Below are 21,934 nucleotides of genomic sequence, written 5' to 3'. Positions count from 1 at the left end.
ATCTTTCAGCACCGACATGCTCTCGATGTCGGCCGGGTTCAACCGGTCGATCCCTCCGGCCCGAGCCGGTACCCCGTCGATCACGATCAGCGCGTCGTTGTTCCCCAGGGTGTTGGAACCCCGAATCCGTATAGCGGCTCCATCGTAGCCGGGCTCCCCACTGGCGTTGGTAGCAATAACGCCCGGCATCCGGCCCGCGATCGAGTTCGACAGGTTGACGGCCGGTGACTTAACCAGATCTGTACCCTTTACAGTGGCTACGGCACCCGTAACGGTTTCTTTCTTCTGCTCGCCATACCCGACAACTACAACCTCGCTCAGCATTTTATCGTCAGAAGCCAGCGTAATGTTGATGCTGCTACGGTTATTGATAGCTACTTCTTGTGTTATGAACCCGATGTACGAGAAAACCAGCGTCTCGTTACCTCTCGCTACGTTGAGGGTAAAATCACCCTCACTACCCGAAACCGTACCCGTTGTGGTGCCTTTCACGACGATACTCACCCCCGGCAGCGCCAGCCCCTGCGCATCGACCACCTTACCCGAAACCTTCGTCTGGGCGTAAGCCCCTACTGAGGCCAGCAGGCACAGCAGGAACAACGAACAAAAAGCGACCTGTCGACTGACGGTCGCGTAAAATGGAAAAGCATCATCTCGTTGAAAGAAGGCCCCCTGTTGAGTAAATTGTTTGTACATGTGTGCTTATGATTAAGCCTATATTTATTATAGGCTAAAGTAAGGCACAGAAATAATTATACTCAGCAATTCTTGACCAAAATTTGGTCTATTTTACCATTAAATAATACTATTATACAGTTTATACACGTATTTAAATTTATAAATATACTCTTATATTTATAAGTTTACTTAAGATCCTATAACTAGGATATTCTACCCCAGTTATTTTCTGACTGTTTGATGGAGTCGACGTGATTACGAATAGGGGCGTGTTGGGGTAACAAGAGTTCCGGGTCTTTGTTCAAAATCTCCTGAGCTGACTCCCGGGCGGCCGATAAAATTGCGCCGTCTTTAGCGAGGTCAGCAATCATGAGGTCCATTACCCCACTCTGCTGGGTGCCTGTCAGATCGCCGGGGCCACGTAGTTGTAGATCGACGTCGGCAATCTCGAACCCATTGTTGGTTCGTACCATTGTTTCGAGCCGGGTGCGGGTATCTGTACTTAATTTGTACCCGGTCATCATAATACAGTAAGACTGGTCGGCTCCCCGCCCTACCCTACCCCGTAACTGGTGCAATTGCGACAGTCCGAACCGTTCGGCGCTTTCAATGACCATCACACTGGCGTTCGGTACGTTTACACCAACTTCTATAACCGTCGTAGCCACCAGAATCTGCGTTTCCTTTTTCAGAAACCGCTTCATTTCATCGTCTTTCTCATACGGAAGCATCTTGCCATGCAGCATACCGATTTCGTAGGTAGGCCGGGGAAACGCCCGCTGCATACTCTCGAAGCCATCCATGAGATCCTTATAATCCAGTTTCTCCGACTCTTCAATCAATGGATACACCACATACACCTGCCGCCCCAGTTCAATTTGCTGACGGATGAACCCGAATACTTCTGAACGGTGCTTATCATATTTATGAACGGTTTTGATGGGTTTCCGGCCTTTGGGCAACTCGTCGATGGTCGAGACATCGAGATTACCATACAACGTCATCGCCAGCGTTCGCGGAATAGGTGTTGCCGTCATCACCAGAATATGAGGGGGCACGGTTTCGTTTTTACGCCAGAGTTTGGCCCGCTGTGCCACGCCAAAACGGTGCTGCTCGTCAATGATGCACAGCCCAAGATTTTTGTATTGCACGGCATCTTCCAGCAGGGCATGGGTACCGACTAGAATGTGCATTTTACCCGATTGCAGCTCTTCGTGGAGTACAACCCGGCGCTTTTTATTGGTCGAGCCGGTCAGAATTCCCAGGTTCAGGCCCATGGCATCGGCAAAGGGTTTGAGTCCATTGTAATGCTGATCGGCCAGAATTTCGGTGGGGGCCATAAGGCAGGCCTGTGCACCATTGCCAATAGCGATCAGGCAGGTAATAAACGCGACTATGGTCTTGCCGCTGCCCACATCTCCCTGCAACAACCGATTCATTTGTTTGCCACTCAGGAAATCGGCATAAATTTCTTTTATGACGCGCTGCTGCGCCCCCGTCAGTTCAAAGGGCAGCAATTCGTTGTAGAAGTGCTTCATGAGCGATGTATCCCGAAAAATCTGTCCGGGAAATTCCTCTTTTTGAAGGAGCTTATTCTTGATCAGCCGAAGTTGGTTATAAAACAGTTCTTCAAACTTCAATCGTCGCTGGGCCTGCTTCAGCCAGCCCTGGTTCTGCGGCAGATGGATGTTCCACATAGCCTCCCGTTTACCAATCAGGCGGTACTGCTGAATGAGAGAGTCTGGCAGCGTTTCGCGGATGTGTGTCCAGGATTGTTCCAGCAAAATACGCATGGCCTTGCCCAGGACTTTACTGTCGAGATGTCGTTTGCGAAGCTTGTCCGTTAAGTTATAAACCGGAAAGAAACCCGGTTCATTTTCCGAAGCGGCATTGGCATTTTCCAACTCTGGATGCACAATACTGAATTGACCATTAAACGACTGAGGTTTACCGTATGCAATGTATTCACCCTCCCGCCGGAGTGTTTTCTCGATAAAGGTGATTCCCTGAAACCAAACAAGGCTCATGGAACCGGTACCGTCGGAAAAGGTAGCCACCAGCCTCTTTTTAGGACCTTCGCCTTCCAGATACCAGTCGCGCAGCCGCCCCCGAATCTGGGCAGAGGGCATCGAATCCATCAACTCACTGATGGTGTAGTACCGCGACCGGTCGTCGTAGCGAAAAGGATAATACTGAATCAGATCACCATACGTAAACAGATTCAACTCTTTGTTGAGCAGTTCTGTACGCTGCGGTCCTAAGCCTTTGAGGTAGGCAAGCGGGGTATCAAAAAATGTAGCTCGTTCGGTCATAACAGACCCGGTAAATCCCGGTTTGTAGGCAGGATTAGACCAAAATTACGCATTTCTGCCGATTACTCGTCCACTCGTCCAATGCCAAATGCCACACCCAAATAGATATCCAATCCCCGCGGATTGATACCATTAGAGCTGTTGCCCATCAAGCCCAGGAGATTATCGGTGCCAAGCCATCCCGGCCCTACGCGAACGGCGGCTCCGGCGGTCAGGCTCCCATTCAGGTACGTGACGGGAGCGGATAAACTGAGCCATCGGGCATCGTAACGAGGTGTTATGGCAACAATAGTAGGCTGGTGAATTGCCCTTGCCTGCACAGACCGCATATCCTGCAAGTAAGTTAGATTAATACCTAATCCACCGGGGAGCTGATAATCAGCCGTGAAATTAAACGACGTTGGCAAACCAGCGGTAAATCTGTTTTTATCGGCAGCGCGACCCGTGTTGAGTTTCTCCTGAATAACCTGCGCAATGGCTTGCGGACGGCTGTTCCCATTAAAGTCGCTGGCGGCAAACCGCACCGGATTGACCCCAATGTCGGTAAAGCTGTACTCTCCACCCGAGTAGCTAATCCCGCCAATATCCATAATAGCCATTCCTACCCGTAGGGCGGGGCTATCTGCGTCATATTGATCAATATAGGTAAACCCGACATCCAGACCAAGGCCTTTGCCAGGTGCAGATGTATTGAATAAGGTTTGCGGATTGAGGCTCCTGTTTTGCAGAAAAGTCGTATACGCCAGTGTGGCATCCAGGTCAGTAACTTCCAGCAATGCATTATTCAGATTGGACGGATCGGTGACAATCCGATAATCCAATCCCCTGTTTATCAACTGCTGGGTGTTATAGCCCAACAGAAATTTACCGGTGGCTCCTAACAAAAGCTTTCGCCCGTCTTCTTCCCATATGGTTCCGGCATAGGTGACACCCAGTTCGGCGTAGGTATTGGTGTTGGCACTGAATTTATTATCACTGCTTGGAATGCTGTAAAACCCACCGTTATTCAGACTGGCGCGCAGGGCCGATAGAATGGATTCGGACGCCCCGACCACCTGTCCTACCGCCCGAAAACGTGTTGTTACGGCAATAGCGGACCGTTCACTGGTACGCATCAAAAAGGAAGGGCCCCGGACCTCGCCCCAGATCGTTCCATTTTTTGGTCGCCCATTCAGTGTTTCGCGGGTGTAGTCTGTTTCAAAACGAAGTGAACCATCGGGACTTTTGTACTGAGCAGGCACATTGTCGGTGATTAGCCGGAGCAACGAAAAAGGAGCCTGATACCGAACGTAATTATTATCGACGTGCCCATTGCCCGTAACGATATTCAGGTAAAACTTAGAGGGGGAGTCGGCGGCAAGAGCTGGATTGATGTAAAGCCGATTGGTTCCGCCGTATCGGCTGGTCGAGATACCAAGTAGGTTTTGCGAAAGGCAAATGGTTGTAAACAAAAATAAAAAACTGAAAATAAACAGGTACTTCATGCAGTGACTTGGTAAATATGATAGCATACTACAAAAGAAACGCAAATCCGCCACCGGGGTTAACCAATGGCGGATTTATTTTTCCCAAAATGAGTAATCTATCTATAAGGAGAAATATTACCCTCTGTTAAACAGAGGGTTTAAATCATGATAACCGGATAATCTACACGCCCTCAGCTTCAACCAGCTTGACTTCAGGAACCAGGCGGGTCAGCAAATTTTCGATACCGGCTTTAAGCGTCAGTGTAGACGATGGGCAGCCGCTGCACGAGCCCTGCAAAAGCACTTTTACGGTGCCGCTGGGCTCATCGAACGAATAGAAGCTAATAGCCCCGCCGTCGGATTCTACGGCAGGTTTGATATACTGATCCAGCACCGCCTTGATTTTCTGGACGGTTTCGGAATCCATGTCCAGCTTGGTCGTGTTGGTTTCTACGGTCCGTTGCGAAAAAACGGGCTTCTGCGCACCAAAATAATCTTTCAGGAAGAGTTTCACTTCCAGCAGTACCTCATCCCAATCGGTTTCATCGTCCTTTGTTACGGTCACGAAGTTGGCCGAAATAAACACCCGCCGAACAAACTCAAACCCAAACAGCGCTACGGCCAGGGGCGATGCTTTGCCATCGAGAAGGGCATCGCCCGGAGTTGCATAGTCGAACGAAAGACCAGTTGGTACGAGTTCAAAGTTAACAACGAACTTCATGGAGTTCGGATTGGGGCTTCCTTCCGTAAAGATGGATACGGGACGGTCTAGCGTAGGGTTCATTATTACCAAATTTTAGTTCACCGAAACGTTCGGTCGGTTTTCGTACTGTCGTAACATCCGACTCGTTTTTTTAGTTTTTGTGCACAAAAAAACCCGTTCGGCATTTGTCGAACGGGTTTTTTAACGAACCCATAAAGCATTGGAAAGTTTACAGGTTTAATTCTTCACTTAAGCCGCAGCTACTTCAGCTACAGGCGCTGTTTCCACAGCCGAAGGACCGGCAGGGATAATATCTACGTAAGACCGGCTATCCCGACCCGGACGAAATTTCACGGTACCGGCTACCAGCGCAAATAACGTGTAATCTTTACCCAGACCGACGTTTTTGCCGGGGTGATGTTTCGTACCGCGCTGACGGACGATGATGTTGCCGGCAATGGCCGACTGGCCGCCGAACAGTTTCACACCCAGCCGTTTGCTGTGTGAATCGCGGCCGTTTTTGGAACTACCTACACCTTTCTTGTGTGCCATTTTTTTAAGAAGTTAGGAGTCAGGAGTGAGGAGACAGGAGAAATGGCTGCGCCAGTATTCTCACGACTAACTCCTCATGCCTACCTACTAGTTATAGAGTTATGTCTTCAATCATGACCTTAGTCAAATACTGACGGTGGCCGTTCTTCTTTTTGTACCCTTTACGACGCTTCTTTTTGAAGATGATTACTTTTTCACCTTTCAAATGTTCGACGATTTTGGCTGATACTGTCGCTCCGGCGACGGTTGGGGCACCGATGGTGATGCTCCCTTCGTTATCAACAAGGAGAATCTTCACCTTGTCGGAGGCAAGTGCAGCGTCCACATCGCCTTCTAACCGGTGGGTATAGATATGGCGACCTTTTTGGATCTTGAATTGCTGCCCTGCGATCTCTACGATTGCGTACATGTGTTGTGTATGAAATTGGAAATGAGGTGCAAAAGTAAGCAAAAATTACGATTTACGAATAAGAATAGTCAATTTTATTGCTTATAACGATATGACACGGGCAGCATCGACTGGCGCACACAGCTTACGGCCTGTCTTATTAGGCTGTTCTTCCTTTCATGAAGTCACCGGCGGCCGATTTGAGCAGACCGGCAAAGGAGTTCAGGCAGAATAAAACACCCCGATCAATCAACGCCCTAGCCTGGTCGCCGGTAGCGGCTGTGGTCCCGGCGATCAAACCGGCTTTTCTGATCTTCTCTACAACACCGGCAATCGTTCGCTTTACCTCATCATGGCCCGGACCATCGTAGTAGCCCATACTCATGGCCAGATCGCGGGGACCAATTACGAAGCCGTCGATGCCTTCTACGGTTAACAGATCATCCAGATTGTCGATGGCTTCTTTATCTTCCAGTTGGGGTAAAACAAGTATCTGTTCATTGGCAAAGGCAACGGCTTCGCCCTGGTTCTTGGTACCCAGCAAATAATCATTAGCCCGCACCGGCCCAAAACCACGTGTACCCAGCGGTGGGTATTTTACCGCCTGAACCAGCGCTTCGGCATCGGCAACGGTACTGATCGCAGGCATCATAATCCCCATAACGCCCGCATCCAGAAATTGCAGGATGAGCTTTGGGTCGTTGCTTCGAACACGGGCGAGGGGCGTAATACCGGTCAGTTCGCAGGCGCGTACGATGTCCTGAACCTGGGCGGTGGTAACGGGGCTGTGTTCACCATCGATCATGTAAAAATCCAGCCCCGAAAAGCCACAAAGTTCGGCAACGGTCGGATCGCTGCTATTCGACAGGACACCCAGCACGGGCTGACCATTCTTAAGCCGGGTTTTAACGATATTTTGCTTCATAGTGTAGGCAAAACGGGCCACGGGCCACGCTTTACTGCATTTTGTCGGAAATAGATTGGGCGGCTAAGTTACAACCGAATCAGCTTTTGCGGAAACCCGCTTACCATGTACTAACAATCGGCCGATTGCCTGGCTGTAAGTAGCTGATTTGCCTTACCTTAGAGCATCATACATACATAGAAACCTAATAGAGATTTTATACCTTATCATTTTATGCGCTGGTTCATGTTGATTTTTCTTTTGCTACCGAAACCGGGGCAGGCGCAGTCCCCCTTTTCGATTCACCATCTCACCACGAACGATGGTCTGTCGCAGGGGTCTTGTTTTTATATCCTGAAAGACTCGCGGGGGTTTATGTGGATGAGCAGTCAGGATGGCCTGAACCGCTACGATGGGAGCCGATTTACCGTGTACAGTTTTAATGAACAGGATTCGACTACAATTGGCAAGGGCGAAGTACGGGGCGTGATCGAAGATCCGCACGGCGATCTGTGGGTGGGTACGGAGGAATGCTTGAACCGCTATCGGCGACATACGGATTCATTTGAACACATATATGCTGTAGATCAGCGGGGCAAACGACTTGCTGCGCTCCAGGAGCCTTTTTTCGCCGACGACTCAACCATTTGGTATGCCAGCAATCGGGAGGGTATCATGAAATTGAATTATAAAACGGGCCGCAAAACTAGTATTAGCCCATGGGTGAAACCCAAATTTAGTATCAATACCGAATGGATTGTCCATCAACCTGACCAGCAGTCTCTGCTTTATTTACTTCCTGTAGGATTTGCCCGCTATAATTACAAAACCCACCAGCTAACCACCTTCCTGACCGGAAAACCGACCGATCGGCCGCTTAAAAACCTGCCTGCCTCGCCTTCTCGAAAAGCCTTCCTGTTTCAATCCATTCACCGCTGCCACGTACCAGGCGTTCATTATGGGCATTACTGCTTTGCGGGACCTCAGGGTATCTTCGAATTTGATGCCGGTCTTACACATGTAGTACGACACCACCCATTGCGAACCGGAGTAGAAGCATACCGACTGGCGAGTATCGATGAAGATAAACAGGGCCGATGGTGGATTGGTGCGGGGGGCTCAGGCGTATGGCTTTATGAACCGAACGCCATGAACCTGCTGCGTGAGCTAACCCCCGGCCCTACCCTCACCAATTCATTAATGACGAACCAGATTTCGAAAGTATACACTGATGATCTGGGGCTTGTATGGGCCAACAGCGACCCATTTGGCATCGACGTTATTTATCCCAACGCCTACAGTGTTGAAACGTTCCCCGACGATCCGCTCAATACCCATGATCTGAATCGGCACCCGATCCGGGGCTTGTGCGAAGACAAGCTCGGGCGAATCTGGATTGGAACGGTAGACGGAGGCATCCGGCGGTATGACCCGAACACGGGCCATATGCAAGACTACACGTCGGCGCAGGGTGTTCCCGCAGAGGGAAATGTCCGCCATATAATCTGCACCAGCGATGGCCGGGTTTTAGTAACAAACCTTCAGGGTTTACTTCGCTACGACCCCAGGCAGGATCGTTTTATTGAATTACCAAATCCCCTTTGTTCTGATCCCGACTGCCGGTTTGCAAGGGGTATTTGTGAGTTGCCCGATGGCCGATTTGTCATGGCAACCTTTGGTGGTCTATTCATCTTGACGAAAGACCTGAAACTCATAAGCCGTATTGACCCGGACGGCACCTATTTCGGCTCGCTTTATTTTGATCCGGCTACCAACCTGCTGTATGCCGGACGACGTGATCAGGATTTGGCAGTCTATCGGTACCAACAGAACGGCAGCCTGACATCGGCGCTACATAAAGACCTGCTAACGCTTGATTACATAACCCTGTCGGGACACAATGTCATGGATTTCTTTGCCGACCCGGCACGTCATTGCTTATGGCTTTCTACAGACCGGGGTCTGGTACGTTTTGATCCGGCCACACGGCGTGTCGTTCAGCGATACACCGTTCGCGACGGGCTTCCTAATAACGTGGTTTATGGTATTCTTCCGGACCCAAAAGGCCATTTCTGGCTGAGCACCAACAATGGTCTGGTTAAATTCTACCCGACCGAAATGAAATTTGCGCCGGTTGTCTCGACAAAGGGGCGGGAATATAATAGCCACGCCCTGCTGGCAGGGTCTGACGGCACGTTTTACATAGGCGGTGTACACGGGTTAGATCGGTTCATTCCCGGTCAACTGGAGAATTACAAGGCAAACGTTCCGGTTCAGATCATCAGTTTTGAGGTCAATGACCTCCCCTTTCGAACCAATGGTTTTGTTGGCGAAACCAGGCGGGCAGACCTCTCTTACGAGCAGAACACACTAGCTATCGGCCTGGCCGTTCTGGATTACCTTAGTAACGGACGAAACCAGATTACTTACACCTTATCGGGTATCGATCGTGGTTGGGTTAGTTTAAAAAATACCAGCCTTGTGCGTTATACCGACCTGCCTCCGGGAGACTACATTTTCAAGGCCAGAGCAACCGATGCCCGGGGACAGCTCACACCAACCCTTCAACTGGCCATCACGATTCATCCTCCTTATTGGAAAAGCTGGTGGTTTCGCCTGCTCGGCTTGTTGGTTATTGTCGGTAGTGTAGCAACCTGGTTAACAGTTTATAACCGGCAAAAATTTAACCAGCAAAGACGGCTATTACAAAATACGCTGGCGACCCAGGAAGACGAACGCCGGCGAATTGCCCGCGATCTGCACGATGATGTGGGAAACACCCTGGCCGCAATTAAAGGCGTATTGGGCTTGGCCAAAGAACGGCTTGCCCAGACAGACCAGATGCCTGAAGTTGATAAAGCCTATAGCATGATCGATAAGGCGGGCAAAGACCTTCGTACGATTACACACGACCTGATGCCTATCGAGTTTGAGACCTACGCATTACCCGATGTGGTTGCGCAGTTGGTTGACCGGGCAACCACATCGTCACGGACAACATTTACCTATATTCTGTTTGGCGAAGTGCAGCGAATGAAGCCCGAACGCGAGCTGGTTATCTACCGAATTATTGCGGAGCTGGTTCAAAACGCACTCAAACATGGTGGAACGGGAATGGCCGTTGTTCAACTGGGCTACCACCCCAAACACCTGAGCATCTTAATAGACACCCCATTACAGTCTAAAGAGACTAATCCTTTTCAGGCAGACCCGTCAGCAGCCGGAATTGGTCAAAAAAACATAAATTACCGGGCTGAATACCTGCATGCTACACTCACTACCGACAGTAATGAAGACAGTTATATTGTAATGCTTGACGTCCCTTATGATACCAGCAGTTTCTAACCCGATAACGATTCTGATCATTGACGACCATCGCCTGTTTAACGACGGGCTGGGGCTTGTGCTGGCCGATGTGCCCGATATGCGTATTGTTGGCCATGTATATCACAGCAGCGAAGCTATACAGCAGGTCAAAGAGCATCATCCCGATGTGCTGCTCATTGATTTCAATATGCCGGATATTGATGGTCTTGCTCTGACCCGGAAACTTATCGCCCAATTAGGCCAACAACGCATTCTGATTCTGAGCATGTACGGTGAATCCCGCTATATCACCGATTTCAAAAAAGCAGGTGCCCTGGGCTATATGTTAAAAACTTCAACAAAAGATGAACTGCTAACGGCGATTCGAGCCGTAGCCCGGGAACTGCATTACTTCGATCCCAAACTCGCCGACACGAAGCAATTCAGTAACCATGCAGATGATATTTTTCTCAAGAAATATAAACTCTCTCCCCGCGAACTGGAAATAATTCGGCTCATTAAAGATGGCTTGAGCAGCCCGCAGATCGCGGAGAAAATAAACCTGAGTCAGCATACCGTCGATACACACCGCAAGAATATACACGCCAAACTCAATATAAGTACCGTTGCCGATCTGGTTCGATTTTCAATTGAAATGAATATATAATCTATATAACATATAAATATACCCGAATTCGGGTATTGCGCTCAAAGTGGATAGTGCTGAACTTTACGTACGTTTATCCACACCATACGTTTTTCTGCTGATCGAACGATCAAACGGCCGCTCCTGTGCTTACAGATCGGCCGTTTTTCGTTAAAAGAATAAATTCGTTGCCATCCGAAAAGTATTGCAATGAGCTTCCACAATGTCGGTAAGCCGGGGGGAATAGCCCCCACCCATCGACACGACAATGGGCAGGTTGTTCTTTATCGCCTGTTCAAAAACAAATATATCCCGTTGCCGACAACCTTCCCGGCTCACACTCAGCTTCCCCAGTCGGTCCGAAATGAGAATATCCACCCCCGATACGTAAAACAGAAAATCGGGCTGTTCCTGTCTGATCAACCGGGGCAATGTATCGTAGAGTGTGTTCAGATAAACGTCGTCGGCAGTTCCGGTGGGAAAATCAATATCCAGGTCAGATTTCTCTTTTCGAAGGGGATAGTTATCGGCCCCATGCATGCTGAATGTAAACACACGGGGCTCCGTCTGAAACATAACAGCGGTACCATTTCCCTGATGAACATCCAGGTCCACCACGAGTATTTTTTTCACCTGACTCGTTTCGAGCAAGTAATTAGCGGCCACACCTACGTCATTGAGCATACAAAACCCTTCGCCCCGATCGGGAAAGGCATGGTGCGTTCCGCCCGCAATGTTCATAGCAACTCCATCGCGCCGGGCCAGCTGCGTACAATCGATAGTACCCTGTGTGATGATCCATTCGCGATCAATAAGGTCGGGCGTTAGTGGAAAGCCAATCCGACGCATCATTTTAGGATCGACAGTGCAAGTTTTCAGGGACTGTATATAATCGGGCGTGTGAACACCCAGCGCCCAGCGGTCATCTACGGGCTGAGGGCCAAAAAAGTTAGCCTCCGTACAGGTCCCTTCATACAGCAGCTGTTCGTGGATCAATTCGTACTTGAGCATGGGGAAGCGATGCCCTTCCGGCAACCTTAATCGGTACACCGGCGAAAACGCAATCTGAAGCATAGAAGCAGACGTAGCCCGTCCCGTTCGATAAGAGATGTGTTTTTATTAACCCGTTCGGCAACGAATCTGTTACCAAACGCTGCATTTTCGTGGTTCTTAGGGTTTACCCCAGTCGTATGAAAACAGCAATTATCACGGGCGGAGCACAGGGTATTGGCCGGGTTACCACACAATACCTCCTTACACATGGCTATAACGTAGCCGTTTGGGAAGCCGATACCGACGCGCTTACTGAACTTCAGGAAGCTTTTTTAGCGTCATCAACTCAACTTCTTTTTCTTACCTGTGATGTATCCAGCGAAGAACAGGTTAAAAGATCAGTTGAAAAAACAAAGTCTCATTTTGGGCAAATTGACGTCTTAATTAACAATGCAGCCCTGATGACGATAAAATCTCTTGATAAACTAACCTTCGCAGAATGGAACACGGTTATCGGCACTAACCTCTCCGGCCCATTTCTGTGCGCCAAATATGCAGCCCCTTATCTGGCCAAACAGCAAGGATGCATCGTTAATTTATGCTCTACCCGTGCTTTCCAGTCCGAACCCGACACGTTTGCCTACTCGGCCAGTAAGGGCGGCATTTTGGCGCTTACGCATTCGCTCGCCATCAGTTTAGGTCCCAACGTTCGTGTCAACGCCGTTAGCCCTGGCTGGATTGATGTCTCCGCCCTGAAGAAAAAAGCCAACGCCAAAGCGGACAAACTCCGGCCTGAAGATCATAGCCAGCATCCGGCGGGGCGGGTGGGTCAACCCGACGATGTGGCACGTATGATACTCTTCCTGATCGCTCCGGAAAATAGTTTCATTACCGGACAGAACTTCGTAGTAGATGGAGGCATGACCCGAAAGATGATTTACGTATGATTGACTGAAAATATAATAAAACATCCCTGCCCCTTTTTTAGTTAGTATCGTCAGTCGTTTGGGGACTGTCTGCCCTGTTCACACCTGAGCCAGCGCAGCACACGCAACATGACCGACCGAAAACGTTGTCGCAACCTTCTTCATCTCCTATGAATATAGAACTTACTACTGCCTCAGAAACCGCTCCGCTCGAAGTGCTGGACTTGCAGGTTTCTTCCCGCCGGACGGCCGGTAAATCCATCCTGTCTGTGCAATTGCTGTGTCGCAGTGACCGATATGCCAAACACCTGAATTTACCTTCGCTGTCCTGGTTCGATGCCAACCAGTTACAGCGATTTTCGCAGGAGCTGGCTACCGTTCAATACCCGCAAACCAGTCGAGTTGACCTGCACGATGCCGGCATTCGCCTGACGGGGTCTGTACGTCGTCTGGCAGGAATGTGGACCGCCGGTCGTACAATTCGTATTGAACCGCTGCCGTCATCGGCTAGTCAATTTATGCCGTTCACGATTCATGCCTCGCCCAATGATATTAAAACGTATGCGGGCAAATTATACAGTCGGCTGTGGGAATTGTTCACCAAGTAAAAACTGAAGCTTACTTTTAAGGTTATCCTGAAAGATAAACCCAAATAGTAAAGCTCACTTATGGAAAACACAAATCAGGATGCCATGCTCAATGAGCAGTCGCGTACGTTTGATCCCGGAACCGGCGGAACGGCACAAACGCCGGACGACAGCATTCTCATCAACCAGGATTACAATCCGACAGATTTAGCTGGTGACGTTAATGCGCCCCCAACTACGCCAACGGATGAAGAAGAAGCCGCTACCGGCAACGATGGAACCGGTGCATTTTCGGGCAGTCCTAACATGGAAGTAGATTCGGGCAATTATGGCAATGGAGACGCATTAGGCAATAACGATGGTACGGAACCCGACCCCGAGCAGACCGATCCAATTCGTTAGTAAAATAGCCTTTGTCCAGTTCTTACAAATCAAAAGGGACTCGCTTCAATTGAAGCGAGTCCCTTTTGATTTGTAAACTATCGTCTAAAGTCAGCCTTAAATGAAGCTGGAACCGGTTGTTGACGAACTGCCGCCAGTATTATAACCCGTTGTTGACGAACTGTCCCCGTAACGACTTCCATCCGGATTTACCGAGCTGTACTGATCTGTACTGCTACCGGTACCGGCATACTGGTTACTGCCACTGTATTGATTCTGTGTGCCATACTGGCCCGAGCCAGAATTGTTATCTTCCGAAGCCGCCCGCTGGTTAATAAACGATTCAGCTAATTGGGTCAGCTTTCTGTCGGTATTTTTCTCTTCTTCCAGCGTTTGCTGCAACATGCGGGCCGCATCCGAATAACCAAGTACATTGGCCAGTGTTACGACCGATCCATAAGCAGCTATTTCGTGGTGCTCTATTTTCTGCCCGGCAATGATGAGCCCGGCGTCACGAGTTAGTGAGCCCGACTCCGTTTCAGACACGACCATTTGTGCATCGTCAACTAATCCGTCGATCGCCGCACAGGTCTTATCGTCTACTTCTACACCTACACTGCGGAATACATCCTCCAGACGGGCCACCTGTCCGCGGGTTTCTTCCTGATGCTGGATGAATGCACTCCTTACTTCATCGGTCGTAGCGGCATCTGCCTGTTCGCCGAGTGCGTCTACGGCCTGCTTTTCAGCATAATAGATTCCTTTCAATTCACTAACGAAAAGGCTCTGTAAACCTTCACGTGTATCGTTGTCATTCCCACTAAAGAAATTTGCGATTTGACTACCTAGAGATGCCATGGTTTTGTTGGGTTAGTTATTAATGATTTTTCCACCATATGACCAAAACCATGCCATATGCTGATACTGTGCAGTTTATGAATTGGGCTACTTAACCATTGGTTATGTTTTTCTACAGATTTTGTAGAGTACTATCCCTTTCGCCACAAAATGCCGCATAATCAGCCGGTTAGCTCAACAACCCCACTATCTTACTATTTTAAATTTCTTTAAACACGGTCTCTTTCTATATGTTACAATCACGTTTAGTTGCTTTTTTTGCCGTACGGCGACTGGATCGCCTGCCCGGCAGTGATGAAGCGCTCAAACAACTAACTCAACGTTTATATACTTAAATTTTCCGCATGAAAAACGTAGTCAAACCGACTATCTTATCCGGTCTGATTGCTGCAGGATTTTTGATTTCCTGTAGTAAGGATGAAGTCTTCAATGCCCAGATCCCCGAGACGAACCAGCAGCCGACCACTGCTCAGGTTAACGGTAGTGTTTTCGAACCAGCGTTGGTAGCCGCAACGGATGCGCGCATTGCTCAGCTTAAACTTCCAGCTGGTTTCACCATCGCCAAATTTGCCGATCAACTTGGCAAGCCCCGGATGCTGACCGTCAGCGGAAGCGGCAATGTGTATGTTACCAGCCGTGAGGCCGGGACTGTTACCTTACTTCGGGATACGAACAATGATGGCAAATCGGACCAGAGCAAAATAGTTGCCACGATCAAAGATGTTCACGGTATTACAATTTTTTCGGGGAAGATGTATTTGATATCCATCCATGATGTGTATTCGGCAACAATTAATCCCGATGGAACACTGGCCCCCCCCCAACAAATTATGACTGGTCTACCCGATGCCGGACAACACCCAAACCGAACCATTGGCTTTGGCCCGGATGGGTTTATGTATATTACCGTGGGCAGTACCTGCAATGCCTGTGCCGACTCCAACCCCGAGAGCGCTACCATCCTACGCGCTAACCCGGATGGAACCGGTCGACGAATTTTTGCGAAAGGGCTGCGCAATACTATCGGCTTTGGCTGGCATCCTGAAACAAAGGAACTCTACGGAATGGACCACGGTATCGACTGGCTCGGCGACGAACAGCAGAAAGAAGAAATAAACCTGATTAAAGACGGTGGTTTTTATGGCTGGCCTTACATTTATGGTGACGGCAACTATAACCCCCATCCAAGACCCATGGGCGATACTACTTATGCGCAGATTCTGGCCAAAACAACTTTGCCTTCGTTACAGTACGACGCCCATGCGGCTCCTATGAGCCTGATTTTTTATACAAGTACCGGCGCAGCAGGTAGTTTTCCTGCCGAGTACCGCAATGATGCCTTTGCCACCATGCGCGGCTCCTGGAACCGTAGTCAGCCGTCAGGATATAAAGTGGTACGGATTCATTTTGAGGGCGGAAAACCCGTTCGTGTGGATGATCTGGTAAGTGGATTCGTAGTCGACAATAACCAGGCTCAGTTTGGGCGGCCCGTTGGATTAGCCGCTATGCCCGACGGCTCCCTCCTGTTTACAGACGATAACAATGGGGTGATTTATCGGATTGCCTATACCAAGTGATCAACAGCAGACGGTAAATTGTCTGATAGATTCATAATTGTCTGATAGATTCATAAAGAAGGGGTGTACTAATGCTAAAATTAGTACACCCCTTCTTTATATCTTCAACTCTTAACATAGTATCACCTTCATTTGGTCCTGTCCTTCCTTTAATCAACGTTTGAACCAGTCCTTAAGTCCCTTGTATGATTACAGAAAACTTATCGGTTGAAACGTTTGGGATGATGGCATTCCGTCCAGTAAGCGATAATTGATCCCAGTTGCATCTTCCAGTCAGCAAAGGTTCCTTTTTTCTCAAACAGGCCCTGAATCGTCAATTCGTAGGCTTCTTCCACTAAGTAATCGATTACCGGACTGGTCATGAAAATAAAGGGAATACACTTTCGGCGAAGTTTGGGGTCCTGATCTATTTGTGTTCGAAGCTCCAGGCCTGTCATGCCAGGCATACTGATTTCAGAAATTATTAAAAAGGGCGTTACGGGGCTGTTTATCAGGTAATTCAGAGCCATTTGCCCATTAGAGAAAACTAATATGGGATAAGGAATGTCCAACTCCGACAAGGCCTGTTTAAACATATCATGATCATCTTCATCAGCATCAATAAAGATAATGGGGTGCTCGCTCATATTTCAGTGCTTAATGAATGGGGTAAAGTAAAAGCCCGGTTCAATACCGAGCTTTTGAGTTCTTCTGTTTTCTTAACGTTGAGTGAAACGACATTGATCTATGGTAAAGCCGCAAGGAAAGCAGCGAACAACTAAAGATGTAACCCGTCCACGTAATGGCAGTACCCAAATCATACCAATTCAGAAACATAAATTTATACTACTGTTAATCAAAGGCTTATAACTTATATTTATATTCTTTCATGTAATAAGTTGTGACTTTCTTACCCAATTATGTGGGCATTAACCCTCACTATACCGTAAATTCATCAACAAGCACATTCACCCGCCCATTATAGACGATCATGTATCTAATTAGGTAAATAAATGCTGAAGGTAGCTCCGTGACCGGGGCGACTCGTAGCGGTAATTGCCCCTCCATGATTGATTACTACTTTCTCACAAATGGCAAGGCCGATACCGGTGCCCGAAAAATCGTTCTTTCCATGCAGCCGCTGAAACACCTGAAAGATGCGGTCGGCGTATTTCTGTTCGAAGCCAATCCCATTGTCTATCACGTCGATCCGATAATAAAGCGGAGCCAGAAGAGCAGGCTTAACTGTAGCAGGCAAATCCTTGGCTAAGAGGGTTTGAAGACGGACTTGAATAATGGGGACTTTTTGGACAGCCGACTTTGAGCGCCCACCTACAGCCGTACAACTGAATTTCAACGCGTTAGTGAACAGATTCTGAAAAAGCTGGCCTAGCTGAATTGAATCCCCCAGGACTTCAGGCAAGGAATCGACCTGGATCATGGCGCCTGTTTCATCAATCATCAGTTCTAAATCAGTTAGCACGGTCTGAACAACCGATGAGAGGGGAATCAATTGTCGACGATCATGGATGGCGGCTATCCTCGAATAGCTTAGCAAATCCTGAATTAACACAGACATTCGACTAGCCGCCAACTGCATCCGCTGCAAATAAGTTTGCCCTTCTCCCAATTGGTCGGCATACTGACTTTGCAACAGGTTTCCAAAGGATTCTATTTTTCGTAGGGGTTCCTGCAAATCATGGGATGCTACCGACGCAAATTGTTTCAGGTTGTCGTTGGCGTGAGTTAACAGAGCATTCGTTTTATGAAGCTCCTCATTGGCGATTTGGAGCGCATGGGTGCGTGTTTCAACCAGTTCTTCCAGCTCAGCCGTCAGCATTTGGTAGCGCTGTTCACTCAACTGGAGGGCTTTGTTAGTTTTGCGTAAGGATAGCAGATTGACTACCTGGTTGGTTAACGTTTTTAAAGCCGTCAATTGAGCGCTGGTTAACTGCCTGGGCTTGTTATCGATAACACAAAGCGAACCAAGAGGAAAGCCATCCGTATCGATTAATGGTATGCCGGCATAAAAAACGACATGGGGCTCACCAGTCACTAACGGATTAGTGGCAAACCGTTCATCGTTCCTGGTGTCCGAAACGAGTAAAGGCTCGTTCGGGTTGAGGATTGCATGAGCACAAAAGGAAAACTGGCGGGGCGTTTCCCGCACCGAAATACCCAGATTAGACTTGAACCATTGCCGATTTTCATCTACCAGACTGATTAACGAGATTGGTGTCTCACAAATTTGGGAAGCCAGGCTCGTAATATGATCGTAATCAGTTTCGGGCAAGGTGTCCAGTATATCGTAACTTCTTAAGGCATCAAGCCTATTAGATTCTTCGGAAAAATTAGAAAATAGCATCGTTGAGCGCAGCCGGTGTGGCTCTGTTAAAGTAACTAACAGTAAACAACACCTGAACAAAAAAGTATGTTCAGGAAAAGGCGGCTTATCCCGGATGGAGGCACGCGTTATAGCTGTTTAAGTCGAAACGATGTGTACGTAAAATTTTTCTGGCTAAAGAAGGTATAGACACCTACTGGATTGATCCTGAGCAGTAACAGGTAGTCCGCGAGCACGTAAAAATAAGCCCTGAATTTTTATACCAGAGATTTTGGAAACTACTTATCATACACGGATTTCGCGTACTGCGAGAGCAGGGAAATAGGCTGGAAAAATAAAAACCAGCCCTTTCGAGGCTGGTTTTCTTATGAATTAGTCAGTGGACTAAGTGACCGATACGGGAATCGAACCCGTGTTACCGCCGTGAAAGGGCGATGTCCTAACCGCTAGACGAATCGGCCGTCTTGTTTAAAAGACCCACCCTTTTGACTTTCTGTCGCTGTGGTGGCGAATCGTGGTGCAAAGGTAAGGCAAGATTTTTAAAGTGCAATAGTAGGTATCAAAAAAAATTAAAAAAAAGGGTTCCTGAGCGTTTTAGTGCTATTTTTGAGGAGGTTAGCATTCAAATTTTTTTTTGCCTTCATGAAACACTTTTTGCTGCTGGCGGGCCTAACGGTTGCGTCACTGTCGGCTTCAGCACAGTCAACATCCTCTTCGTCAACTTCTTTATCCCCCTCTGCCACGATTGATTCGCCCGCAAAATTTCTGGGTTATCAGATTGGGGAACGATTCACACCACATCATCGGGTGCTGGCGTATGCCGAGCAGGTAGCTCGTCAACTGCCCGGCCGGATAAAATTAATTCCGTATGGCACCTCCTACGAAGGTCGCCAGTTGATGGTGGTCGCCATTGGCTCAGAAGCAAACATGAGTCGCCTGGAAGAAATCAGGACCAATAATCTGAAGCGAATTGGCCTGATGGACGGCACGCCAACAGCCACGCCCCAACCACCCATTGCCTGGCTCAGCTACAACGTTCACGGCAATGAGGCTGTCAGCTCCGAGGCCTTTATGGATGTATTGTATCACCTGCTTAGTTCATCCGATGCCGTAGCGAAAAAAATCCTGAGCACGACGGTCGTCATTCTCGACCCCGGCCTCAACCCCGATGGCCATGATCGATACGTGAACTGGTACAACCAGATGCAGGGCAGCGTAGCCGACCCTACCCCCTCAGCGCGTGAACACAACGAACCTTGGCCTGGGGGACGTTATACACACTACCTGTTCGACCCCAACCGCGACTGGGCCTGGCAAACGCAGGAGATCACGCAGCAACGTATGGCGCTCTACCAGCAGTGGATGCCTCAGCTGCACGGCGATTTCCATGAAATGGGCGTTGAAAGTCCTTATTATTTCGCGCCATCGGCTAAGCCTTACCACGAAGATGTTACGCCCTTCCAGCGGCAGTTTCAGCAAACGATCGGTCAGTACTGCAGTCGCTACTTCGACAAAAACGGCTGGCTCTACTACACCCGCGAACGCTTCGATCTGTTTTACCCAAGTTACGGCGATACGTACCCGACGTATAACGGAGCTATTGGCATGACGTTCGAACAGGGCGGCAGCGGCCGGGCCGGACTGGCTATTGAAAAAGCCGATGGAGATACCCTCACGCTTCGCCAGCGGATCGATCACCACTTTGCGTCCAGCATTGCCACACTGGAATCCGTAGCCGACCGGCCCGCTGAAATCGTAAAGGAGTTTGGTCAGTTCTTCGACAAATCCCGGAATACGCCCATTGGTGCGTACAAAAGTTACGTCATCAAGTCCAGTGGCGATGCCGGACGAATCAAAGCGTTGCAACAGTTGCTGGAGCGGAACAAAATCAGTTACGGCTACGCGGGCAAAGCTCAGAACGTAGCCGGTGGGTTCAATTACACGACTCAGAAAACAGATAAAACGGTAGCCGTATCGGCCGATGACATTGTGATCAGCGCTTATCAGCCGAAATCAACCCTACTGAAAATCCTTTTTGAGCAGAACTCAAAGCTGGAAGACTCGGCAACGTACGATATCACGGCCTGGTCGCTCCCCTACGCGTTTGGTTTACAAACCTATGGACTGACCACTCGACTCAATCCGGGAAGCACTTCACCCGCCACGACCACGCCAGCGGCTTCAGTAACCCCGCAAAGCCGCCCTTATGGGTACGTCGTTCGGTGGCAGTCACTACCGGCGGTCCAAATGCTGACCGGTTTGCTGAAACAGAAAATACGCGTACGGGCCGCCGAAAAACCATTTGAACTGGAGAACAAGACCTACCCGTCAGGAACACTGATCGTAACACGGGCGGGGAACGAACGCTTCGGCGACCGATTGGATGCACTGGTTCGGGCGGAAGCGACCCGGACGGGCGCTGATCTGACACCGGTTCAGACTGGTTTTGTCACGACGGGTTCCGACTTCGGCTCCGATTTCGTTTCGGGACTAAAAGCCCCACGCGTAGCAGTTGTTGTGGGCGAAGGTACTCCTCCCCCATCGGCGGGCGAAGTATGGCACTATTTCGATCAGGAATTACACTACCCGATCACGCTGCTTGACGGCAATACGCTGAGCAATGTACAGTGGAATAAACTCGACGTTCTGATCCTGCCGACAAATTACAATTACAGCCGCTTCCTGAACGAAAAAATCCTGACCGCCGTCAAAGAATGGGTTCGGGCGGGCGGAAAGCTCATTGCCATGGAGCGGGCTGCTTCGTTTCTGGCCGGTAAAGATGGGTTCGAGTTAAAAGAGAAAGAAGATAAACCAGCTGATAAAAGTAAAAAAGGCGACAACCCCGACACACTCAAACGCTATATCGACCGCGAACGAACGGCGATCTCCGATGATATTCCAGGCAGTATTTACCGGGTAAACATCGATACCTCACACCCACTGGGTTTTGGTTTATCGGGCGGTTATTATTCGCTGGTTCAAAATGCGTTCAACTTTGATTACCTTAAGGAAGGCTGGAACGTTGGGTACCTGAAAACGGACAATTACGTAGCTGGTTTTTCGGGCAGGAATGCCAAGGAAAAGCTGAAGAATACATTACTGATGGGCGTTCAGTCACTTGGTCGGGGCAGCGTTGTTTACCTGGCCGATGACCCGCTTTTCCGGGGTTTCTGGTACAACGGAAAGCTCCTGTTCGCCAATGCCGTATTTATGGTTGGCAATTAATTCATTTGTTTTTCGCTGAAAAACATAAACGCAACGACCGATTGGTCGTTGCGTTTATGTTTTTATGGAGTATCGGGGTAAATTTGCACACTTGTGCTCTTTTCTTATT

The 21,934-nt window shown here is 49.0% G+C and carries 18 protein-coding genes and 1 tRNA gene; 7 read left to right on the top strand and 12 right to left on the bottom strand.

The genetic code is table 11. From position 1 onward, the window contains the following. The 7 genes from ACYVJM_RS29295 to ACYVJM_RS29265 form a co-directional block, all read right to left on the bottom strand. Positions 1-696, bottom strand: a 696-nt coding sequence (locus ACYVJM_RS29295) for a carboxypeptidase-like regulatory domain-containing protein (protein ID WP_461151682.1), incomplete at its 3' end; no start/stop codon positions are given. Between the two features lie 185 nt (positions 697-881). Continuing rightward, positions 882-2,990 (bottom strand): ATP-dependent DNA helicase RecG, encoded by a 2,109-nt coding sequence (gene recG, locus ACYVJM_RS29290; RefSeq protein ID WP_461151681.1) that lies wholly within the window; start codon positions 2,988-2,990, stop codon positions 882-884. 62 nt (positions 2,991-3,052) lie between these two features. Next, positions 3,053-4,474 carry a DUF5723 family protein gene (locus ACYVJM_RS29285; RefSeq protein WP_461151680.1) on the bottom strand — a complete coding sequence of 474 codons (1,422 nt, stop codon included), beginning with the start codon at positions 4,472-4,474 and terminating at the stop codon, positions 3,053-3,055. 163 nt (positions 4,475-4,637) lie between these two features. Further along, complete coding sequence (locus ACYVJM_RS29280; RefSeq protein ID WP_461151679.1) at positions 4,638-5,240, bottom strand: NifU family protein; 603 nt, start codon at positions 5,238-5,240, stop codon at positions 4,638-4,640. Between the two features lie 168 nt (positions 5,241-5,408). After that, positions 5,409-5,711 carry a 50S ribosomal protein L27 gene (gene rpmA / locus ACYVJM_RS29275; RefSeq protein WP_297374809.1) on the bottom strand — a complete coding sequence of 101 codons (303 nt, stop codon included), beginning with the start codon at positions 5,709-5,711 and terminating at the stop codon, positions 5,409-5,411. A 91-nt stretch (positions 5,712-5,802) separates the two neighbouring features. After that, positions 5,803-6,120, bottom strand: coding sequence for a 50S ribosomal protein L21 (gene rplU / locus ACYVJM_RS29270; RefSeq protein WP_461151678.1), 318 nt, complete (start codon positions 6,118-6,120; stop codon positions 5,803-5,805). A gap of 139 nt (positions 6,121-6,259) precedes the next feature. After that, entirely contained in the window at positions 6,260-7,024 is a 765-nt protein-coding gene (locus ACYVJM_RS29265) for an HpcH/HpaI aldolase family protein (RefSeq protein ID WP_461151677.1), read from the bottom strand. A gap of 213 nt (positions 7,025-7,237) precedes the next feature. On the opposite strand from ACYVJM_RS29265, the gene ACYVJM_RS29260 reads away from it, so the two are divergent. Then, positions 7,238-10,348 (top strand): sensor histidine kinase, encoded by a 3,111-nt coding sequence (locus ACYVJM_RS29260; RefSeq protein WP_461151676.1) that lies wholly within the window; start codon positions 7,238-7,240, stop codon positions 10,346-10,348. After that, positions 10,329-10,976 carry a response regulator gene (locus tag ACYVJM_RS29255; protein WP_461151675.1) on the top strand — a complete coding sequence of 216 codons (648 nt, stop codon included), beginning with the start codon at positions 10,329-10,331 and terminating at the stop codon, positions 10,974-10,976. The genes ACYVJM_RS29260 and ACYVJM_RS29255 overlap by 20 nt, the downstream gene beginning before the upstream one ends. Before the next feature lie 150 nt (positions 10,977-11,126). Here ACYVJM_RS29255 and ACYVJM_RS29250 read toward each other — a convergent pair whose 3' ends face one another. Continuing rightward, positions 11,127-12,029 (bottom strand): histone deacetylase family protein, encoded by a 903-nt coding sequence (locus ACYVJM_RS29250; protein ID WP_461151674.1) that lies wholly within the window; start codon positions 12,027-12,029, stop codon positions 11,127-11,129. A 116-nt stretch (positions 12,030-12,145) separates the two neighbouring features. On the opposite strand from ACYVJM_RS29250, the gene ACYVJM_RS29245 reads away from it, so the two are divergent. From ACYVJM_RS29245 to ACYVJM_RS29235, 3 genes are all read left to right on the top strand, one after another. Beyond that, the gene (locus tag ACYVJM_RS29245) at positions 12,146-12,895 is read left to right on the top strand and encodes an SDR family oxidoreductase (RefSeq protein ID WP_461151673.1); all 750 of its coding nucleotides are present in this window, start codon (positions 12,146-12,148) and stop codon (positions 12,893-12,895) included. Between the two features lie 149 nt (positions 12,896-13,044). Then, on the top strand, positions 13,045-13,482 hold the full coding sequence (locus ACYVJM_RS29240) for a hypothetical protein (RefSeq protein WP_461151672.1): 438 nt from the start codon (positions 13,045-13,047) through the stop codon (positions 13,480-13,482). 60 nt (positions 13,483-13,542) lie between these two features. Next, positions 13,543-13,863, top strand: coding sequence for a hypothetical protein (locus ACYVJM_RS29235; RefSeq protein WP_461151671.1), 321 nt, complete (start codon positions 13,543-13,545; stop codon positions 13,861-13,863). Positions 13,864-13,959: 96 nt separating this feature from the next. Here the strand turns inward: ACYVJM_RS29235 and ACYVJM_RS29230 are convergent, their stop codons facing one another. Then, positions 13,960-14,700 carry a YciE/YciF ferroxidase family protein gene (locus ACYVJM_RS29230; protein WP_461151670.1) on the bottom strand — a complete coding sequence of 247 codons (741 nt, stop codon included), beginning with the start codon at positions 14,698-14,700 and terminating at the stop codon, positions 13,960-13,962. 344 nt (positions 14,701-15,044) lie between these two features. Here ACYVJM_RS29230 and ACYVJM_RS29225 point away from each other — a divergent pair, with 344 nt between their 5' ends. Then, positions 15,045-16,277 carry a PQQ-dependent sugar dehydrogenase gene (locus ACYVJM_RS29225; protein ID WP_461151669.1) on the top strand — a complete coding sequence of 411 codons (1,233 nt, stop codon included), beginning with the start codon at positions 15,045-15,047 and terminating at the stop codon, positions 16,275-16,277. A 200-nt stretch (positions 16,278-16,477) separates the two neighbouring features. On the opposite strand, the gene ACYVJM_RS29220 is transcribed toward ACYVJM_RS29225, so the two are convergent. The 3 genes from ACYVJM_RS29220 to ACYVJM_RS29210 all read right to left on the bottom strand — a co-directional run bounded on the left by ACYVJM_RS29220 (position 16,478) and on the right by ACYVJM_RS29210 (position 19,061). After that, positions 16,478-16,903, bottom strand: a complete 426-nt coding sequence (locus ACYVJM_RS29220; protein ID WP_461151668.1) for a response regulator — start codon at positions 16,901-16,903, stop codon at positions 16,478-16,480. 350 nt (positions 16,904-17,253) lie between these two features. Then, entirely contained in the window at positions 17,254-18,621 is a 1,368-nt protein-coding gene (locus ACYVJM_RS29215; protein ID WP_461151667.1) for a GAF domain-containing sensor histidine kinase, read from the bottom strand. 368 nt (positions 18,622-18,989) lie between these two features. Next, a tRNA-Glu gene (locus ACYVJM_RS29210) sits at positions 18,990-19,061 on the bottom strand. A gap of 181 nt (positions 19,062-19,242) precedes the next feature. Between ACYVJM_RS29210 and ACYVJM_RS29205 the strand changes: the two genes are divergently transcribed. Next, positions 19,243-21,825: a M14 family metallopeptidase gene (locus tag ACYVJM_RS29205; RefSeq protein ID WP_461151666.1), complete on the top strand. Its 2,583-nt coding sequence runs from the start codon at positions 19,243-19,245 to the stop codon at positions 21,823-21,825. The last annotated feature ends 109 nt before the right edge of the window (positions 21,826-21,934 follow it).

Source organism: Spirosoma pulveris, assembly GCF_054781875.1.
This window is presented reverse-complemented; position numbering and strand designations above follow the sequence as displayed.

Bases quoted from the DNA above. Each gene is read 5' to 3' on its own strand.
- recG (WP_461151681.1), bottom strand. From the start codon at position 2,990: ATGACCGAACGAGCTACATTTTTTGATACCCCGCTTGCCTACCTCAAA.
- ACYVJM_RS29285 (WP_461151680.1), bottom strand. From the start codon at position 4,474: ATGAAGTACCTGTTTATTTTCAGTTTTTTATTTTTGTTTACAACCATT.
- ACYVJM_RS29280 (WP_461151679.1), bottom strand. From the start codon at position 5,240: ATGAACCCTACGCTAGACCGTCCCGTATCCATCTTTACGGAAGGAAGC.
- rpmA (WP_297374809.1), bottom strand. From the start codon at position 5,711: ATGGCACACAAGAAAGGTGTAGGTAGTTCCAAAAACGGCCGCGATTCA.
- rplU (WP_461151678.1), bottom strand. From the start codon at position 6,120: ATGTACGCAATCGTAGAGATCGCAGGGCAGCAATTCAAGATCCAAAAA.
- ACYVJM_RS29265 (WP_461151677.1), bottom strand. From the start codon at position 7,024: ATGAAGCAAAATATCGTTAAAACCCGGCTTAAGAATGGTCAGCCCGTG.
- ACYVJM_RS29260 (WP_461151676.1), top strand. From the start codon at position 7,238: ATGCGCTGGTTCATGTTGATTTTTCTTTTGCTACCGAAACCGGGGCAG.
- ACYVJM_RS29255 (WP_461151675.1), top strand. From the start codon at position 10,329: ATGATACCAGCAGTTTCTAACCCGATAACGATTCTGATCATTGACGAC.
- ACYVJM_RS29250 (WP_461151674.1), bottom strand. From the start codon at position 12,029: ATGCTTCAGATTGCGTTTTCGCCGGTGTACCGATTAAGGTTGCCGGAA.
- ACYVJM_RS29245 (WP_461151673.1), top strand. From the start codon at position 12,146: ATGAAAACAGCAATTATCACGGGCGGAGCACAGGGTATTGGCCGGGTT.
- ACYVJM_RS29240 (WP_461151672.1), top strand. From the start codon at position 13,045: ATGAATATAGAACTTACTACTGCCTCAGAAACCGCTCCGCTCGAAGTG.
- ACYVJM_RS29235 (WP_461151671.1), top strand. From the start codon at position 13,543: ATGGAAAACACAAATCAGGATGCCATGCTCAATGAGCAGTCGCGTACG.
- ACYVJM_RS29230 (WP_461151670.1), bottom strand. From the start codon at position 14,700: ATGGCATCTCTAGGTAGTCAAATCGCAAATTTCTTTAGTGGGAATGAC.
- ACYVJM_RS29225 (WP_461151669.1), top strand. From the start codon at position 15,045: ATGAAAAACGTAGTCAAACCGACTATCTTATCCGGTCTGATTGCTGCA.
- ACYVJM_RS29220 (WP_461151668.1), bottom strand. From the start codon at position 16,903: ATGAGCGAGCACCCCATTATCTTTATTGATGCTGATGAAGATGATCAT.
- ACYVJM_RS29215 (WP_461151667.1), bottom strand. From the start codon at position 18,621: ATGCTATTTTCTAATTTTTCCGAAGAATCTAATAGGCTTGATGCCTTA.
- ACYVJM_RS29205 (WP_461151666.1), top strand. From the start codon at position 19,243: ATGAAACACTTTTTGCTGCTGGCGGGCCTAACGGTTGCGTCACTGTCG.